This window comes from Rhodopirellula sp. JB055, assembly GCF_043100905.1.
GTDB lineage: Bacteria > Planctomycetota > Planctomycetia > Pirellulales > Pirellulaceae > Rhodopirellula.
Genome location: NZ_JBICHO010000285.1, coordinates 1 through 5,325, shown reverse-complemented (window position 1 = coordinate 5,325; position 5,325 = coordinate 1). Strand labels below are relative to the sequence as shown.

Below are 5,325 nucleotides of genomic sequence, written 5' to 3'. Positions count from 1 at the left end.
GACATCGGCATGCCATAACGCAGTGCCGCCTCGCGAATCGTGGCAGCCGACACACCGCCACACAGCAATTGCATCGCGAGATTCAAATAGGGGGCCAGCATTCGGTTGACGACAAACCCCGGCGAATCCATCACTCGCAGCGGAGCCTTTTTCAATCGACGAACGTGTTCTTCGCAAGCCGCGATAACCGAGTCGCTGGTTCCTGGATGCCCGATGATCTCCGCCGCATGACGTCCCACGACGGGCATGAAAAAGTGCATCCCACAAAATCGTGAGGCATGAGTTTTCATCGCGCCGGCGATCTCGCCAATCGGCAAGGTCGATGTGTTCGTGGTCAAGATCGGGGCCCGTGAAAACCAAGTTTCGACTTCAGCAAAGAACGCTTGCTTGATCGGCAATTTTTCAGCGATCGATTCAATCACCAACCACGTCGGCAAGGCTTCCGGCGAATCGGTTGGCTCGTCATGCGAAGCTGGCATCAGGTGCACGATCGGAATCGGCACCAACGCTCCCCATGGCGAAGCTGAATCGGCCACGCCATCGGTCCGCCGGAGCACCGCGTCACAGGCTTCTGACAAAATCGCTTCGTCGCGATCTGCCATCCAGACTTCGCGTCCCGCCAGCAGGTGATCAGTCGCAATCGCGCGGCCGACGACTCCCGCGCCCACCAATAAGACTCGAGTCGATTCGGTCACGATCAGCGATTTCCCGCTGCGTTGTTGCTGGTTTTGGGGTTGGCATCTGCTTCCGCTTCGGCAGGTTTTTCAGCGGACTCTTTGGCGGGCTTCTTCACCAACGGCAAAACCGATTCGTTCGGTGGGGTGGTCGCCTTCGGATCGTTTTCGAACTGCGGCACCAAGACCAACCGGACCGACGTCGCTTGCTCGGGAATGCGTTCGGTGAATGCGACAAACAGCAGGCTGCCGGCTTGGGCACTGCTGGAAAACGGCACGTCCAACATCGCGCTGCTGAAGTTGGAAACACAAATCATGTCGCCTGAATCCGCCGAGTAGTGAGTGACCTTGTCGACGGGATCGGTCCAGAGTTGGCTGCCGGCGAAAACCCATTGGTCGGTCATCGATTTCTTGGTTTCGTGGTTTTGAACCCAACTTCTCGCGTCGGCGACTTTGAACTTTCCATTCTTGTCTCGCCAAGTCACCCAGACAGCGACCGGTTGGCCGGTTGGCGGTTTGAATTCTGGATCGTACGACACCGGCGTTCCGGATTTGGTCCCCAGCGCTAGCAAGGCCGCATGGACTTCTTTACTCTTTGCAAACGCGGCGACAATCGATTCGTGTTCCTTCGTTCCCACGGGGCAAGCGAACATTTCCAAGGCACCATTTCGCATCGTGACATAGCCATCGATGTAGACCCGCTTGGCTTTGGTATCGATCCACAGATCAGGAAGCTTGGTGATCTGTTTGGCTCCCGGAGGTGCAGCGTACTTGTCCGCCATCGCTCGCATTTGCCGATCCCATTCTTCCAATTCGGCTTGGATGGCAGCGTCATCGTACGGGTCAGGATCATCGCTCGCCGGGGTTCCGAGCGAACGCTCATCTGCCTTTTCGTTTTCGGCCGCTGGTCCGGTTTTTACCGAATCGTCTTGGGCCGCCAACTTGGACCGTCCCGCATTGCCCCGCCACGCGGCTAGGAAAATCGCCAGCCATCCGCAGACCGATCTGGGGCGGCCCCGCTGGCCGCTTCGAACCATTTCACCACCCATCCAGGATGGCAAACAACGTGGGTCGGAGGCCAAAAAAGACCGGCGAACGCCTGAAATAGATTTCATGAACATGAATTTCTCAATCACTCAAATGCGGGGAGTCTACAACTGGCGTCGCCCGGTTAGACTGCGTAGCCAGTCGATTCGTCGATCGTTCCAACGATTATTCCCTGCGTTGCACCTCGGGTCCATGACACTGACCAAACCGCCATCCAAAACGAATTCGTCCTCGAAGCGTGACCCGAAAGCGCAGCCCACGTCTGCGGACGGGATCGCCAGCATCACTCGGATGCCCGATGTGGCCGCTTGGCAGAACCTACGCAAAAAAATCGAGTCTCGACGGCAACGCCAATCCATGTCCCAGCGGTTTGGCGACGACGCGATTGATGGCCAAATTTATCTGTGGGGAATGGCTGCGTTGCTCAATGGCCCCATTGATGCTCTCAGTGAGCAATTGGCGATTTTAGCGACTGCCGATGCTGACCAGTGCCCATCCTTCGACACGGATTTGATTCCCGCGGCGGAATTGTTCTTGGAAGCTTCTCGAGACGGGCGTTCCGATCTGGCGGGCGATGTCGGTTGCATTCTTTGGGCCGCCTCGCTGCCTGCCCTGACCACAATTTTGCCTTTGGAACTGTGGTGGAACCTGCTGTCCGAACTGCAGCGACGCGTGGTGTCCGTGTTGGCTCAAGACGAACCGCAATCGCCCCATCACTTGTTGTTGGCCGGTGAAGTGGGCCTGATCCTGGCGCACCGATTGGCGGACATTCCCAGTTGTGCCGCTCGTGCAAAACCATCCGCTTCAGCCGTCCAAGCCTACTTGGATCATGAGGACTCGATCGACGAAGCCTTGCGTACCCCGTGGGCGTTGCGGGCCATCATGGCATCGGTCATTCGCTGCGAAGAATGGATGCGAGTGGCTGCCAAACGCAAGTTCAAAAAATCCCACCGCGCGACCGCAGAAGAATTGGCCGGTTGGATCGCCGCGACGTCGCGCGTGGATGGATCGCCCGTGTTATCCGACACGACATCCCGTGACGTGGCTCTTGATCATGTCGGTTTGGTTTCGCGATCCAAGTCGTCGCCCAAGAAAAAGAAGTCTTCCTCGAAAAAGACCAAAGCGGTTCGCCCGATCGCTCCCGCCGGGTTGATGGGGCGTGCGATGCAGTACGATACCGATTCTCTGCTGCCCGCGTTCTCCGCCTCCTTGGGGCAAAGTCAAAGCGGTGGGCGGTTGGCCTGGGAGATTTCACTGCCTGAATCGATGTGGCACAGCGACGTGGCTGGCTTGGTCGCGATGTTGCCCGAGTGGGATGTTCGACGCGGTCGCACCTTCATTGACTACAGCGATGAAGTGATGCAAATCGAAATCATGGGCGGACGCCGCACCATTTTTCGAGGCCCGCTGCACACAACGATTGAACTGGATGGCGTCAGTCAGCATCCCAAAGGTGCCTGGCAATCGACGTGTGAGTACACCGACGATGACATTCATTACCTCGAACTGGAGCAGCCCTTCACCGGTGGAGTCGTGCTGCAGCGTCAGTTCATGGTTGTTCGCGATGACCGTTGTGTGATGGTTTCGGACGCCGTGTTGCCATCTCAATTTGATCCCCAAGCGACGGCTACCTCAAACGCGACCGATCACGGATCCGGTGGCACGTCCAGTCCCTACGGTTCGTTGGCCGGCGTCCGCATCGACTGCGTGACTCGATTTCCAATTTGCGAAGACGTGGCCGCGATTCCGGATGAACAAACTCGCGAAGTTTATCTCCACGACAAGAAACGCCGCGCCATGATGCTGCCTTTGCCCGCCGCAGAATGGCGAATCGGGCCCACGGACTGCACCGCCGAACCCAGCAGCACCGAAAACGAATTCAACTCGGTCATCGTGACGACCACGGGCATCGGAGCGGTCTACAGCCCGATGTGGTTCGATTTCCAATCGCGTCGTTTTCACCGGAAACGCACCTGGCGAACGCTCACCGTCGCCGATGAATTGCAATTGATCCCGCGAAACATTGCCACTGGATTTCGAATCCAAGTCGGCAGCGAGCAGTGGATGATTTACCGCTCGCTGTTTGGTCGTCGCCCTCGGTCCGTGCTTGGCAAACACTTGGTGGCCGACTTTTTCGCGGGCCGTTTCCATCCTGGTGACGGAGGCGTGGAAGAACTCGTCACCGTCGACGATGCGGTCCAGGATTGATGACTGCGTTGGCGGATTCAATTCAGTTCTGCTAAACGCTTCGCGACCGCCTGGATCGCCAAATCGATCTGCCACTTGGAATGGTCGCGATCGCCCGCGATGTTGCTGATTCCCCGGACGACCATGCAGGGCGTCGATGACATCTGGCATGCCAGTGCGACTCCAAACGCTTCCATGTCTTCGGCGATCACGGCATCAGCAGGTGGCGAACCGCCCAAACGCCTGCGGCGAATCGCCATGGCCGCATCCGAAGACGCCGCACAAACGCTGACCAGAGTCTTGGCAGGACTGCTTGGTCGGTTGCCTTGAGCGGGAGAGACCAAATTCAGTTGGTCACCGATCGGTTCGGCTGATTTCTCATCGGTACCGGGCCATTGCTGCCAACCAAGCGAGCTGGCGGAGAGCAAGGCATCGCCTTCGCCAACGCCAATGCCGTCGCAAATCACACTTTGGAACCAGTGTGCGGAACCGACCGCGGCGGAATCCGACAATCCTCCCGCGATTCCGGCCAAGAGGACTCGATCGGGGCGATGGATCTGAATCGAACGCATCGTCGCAGCAGCGGCCGCCACCAAACCAAACCCACACAACTCGCAGAGCCAATTTCGGTTTGGCTGTGCAAGTGAATCGAGGTGCTCCAACAACTTGGAGCGTTCTCCCACCGTCGGAACCAGCAGCAGCGTGCGCTCAGCGTCCGCCACGGCGAATTTCCGAACCTGCAAATCGAATTTGGAAGCGATAGATCTTCTTGGTCACACAGGTGATCTTGCCGGTTTTCAAATCAAAGTGGTCAGGCGTTTCGGCCAAGTTGATGTTTGCGACCGCGCGAAAACCTCGCTCGGCAAACACATCGATGACCATCGCCAAAGTCACTGGGTTTTCGAAGATCGGATCTTCGCTGTTCACAACCGCCAAACCAGCGATCGCGTGACGTCGAACGATTGGCATGAACCGACTTTGAATGATCTCAATCACATGGTGGAACAACTCGCGATCTTCTAGTTCGTACCCATCGAGTCGACGAACCAATTCTTGACGAGCGTGCACGCCGAGTTCGGATGCCAAAGGCAAGTGCCGCACCGCGTCGTAGGTTTCAGGATCCAACTCCAGCGACGATTGGTATTCCAGCTCGCTACGGATGTTGCGTTCCACTTCCGCGATGTCGCCACCGGCGTCGATGAAGTGGTAGTGATAAATCTTCTTCAGTGACTGCAGGGCGTCCCAGGTTTTTTCCTTGAACACGCGGTAGCGTCGCTTGGCAGCGGTGGGATCCAGGTCCGTCAGCCGCAACTCGAGTGGCTCGCCATCGTTTTCGGTTTCGACGCGTTCGTTGTGCTCCGCGATTTTTCGACCACGCAGCAACTGGCGTTCGATACTGGTCTTCTCATCGATGAAC

Annotated in this window: 4 protein-coding genes and 1 pseudogene; 1 reads left to right on the top strand and 4 read right to left on the bottom strand. The window is 57.5% G+C overall.

What is annotated here, in order from left to right; genetic code table 11:
• A partial coding sequence (locus ACF8AM_RS11475) for a 3-hydroxyacyl-CoA dehydrogenase family protein (protein ID WP_392555766.1) occupies positions 1 to 695 on the bottom strand: 695 nt, incomplete at its 3' end.
• 2 nt (positions 696 to 697) lie between these two features.
• On the bottom strand, positions 698 to 1,795 hold the full coding sequence (locus tag ACF8AM_RS11470; RefSeq protein ID WP_392555765.1) for a YdjY domain-containing protein: 1,098 nt from the start codon (positions 1,793 to 1,795) through the stop codon (positions 698 to 700).
• Between ACF8AM_RS11470 and ACF8AM_RS11465 the strand changes: the two genes are divergently transcribed.
• Positions 1,794 to 3,929: a hypothetical protein gene (locus tag ACF8AM_RS11465; protein ID WP_392555764.1), complete on the top strand. Its 2,136-nt coding sequence runs from the start codon at positions 1,794 to 1,796 to the stop codon at positions 3,927 to 3,929. The two genes, ACF8AM_RS11470 and ACF8AM_RS11465, sit on opposite strands and share 2 nt — an antisense overlap.
• Before the next feature lie 17 nt (positions 3,930 to 3,946).
• Here the strand turns inward: ACF8AM_RS11465 and mqnB are convergent, their stop codons facing one another.
• Both mqnB and ACF8AM_RS11455 read right to left on the bottom strand, forming a co-directional pair.
• Positions 3,947 to 4,630 carry a futalosine hydrolase gene (mqnB, locus tag ACF8AM_RS11460; RefSeq protein WP_392555763.1) on the bottom strand — a complete coding sequence of 228 codons (684 nt, stop codon included), beginning with the start codon at positions 4,628 to 4,630 and terminating at the stop codon, positions 3,947 to 3,949.
• A pseudogene (locus tag ACF8AM_RS11455) lies at positions 4,617 to 5,325 on the bottom strand (nucleoside monophosphate kinase); the annotation flags it as partial. The pseudogene ACF8AM_RS11455 and the gene mqnB, both read right to left, overlap by 14 nt.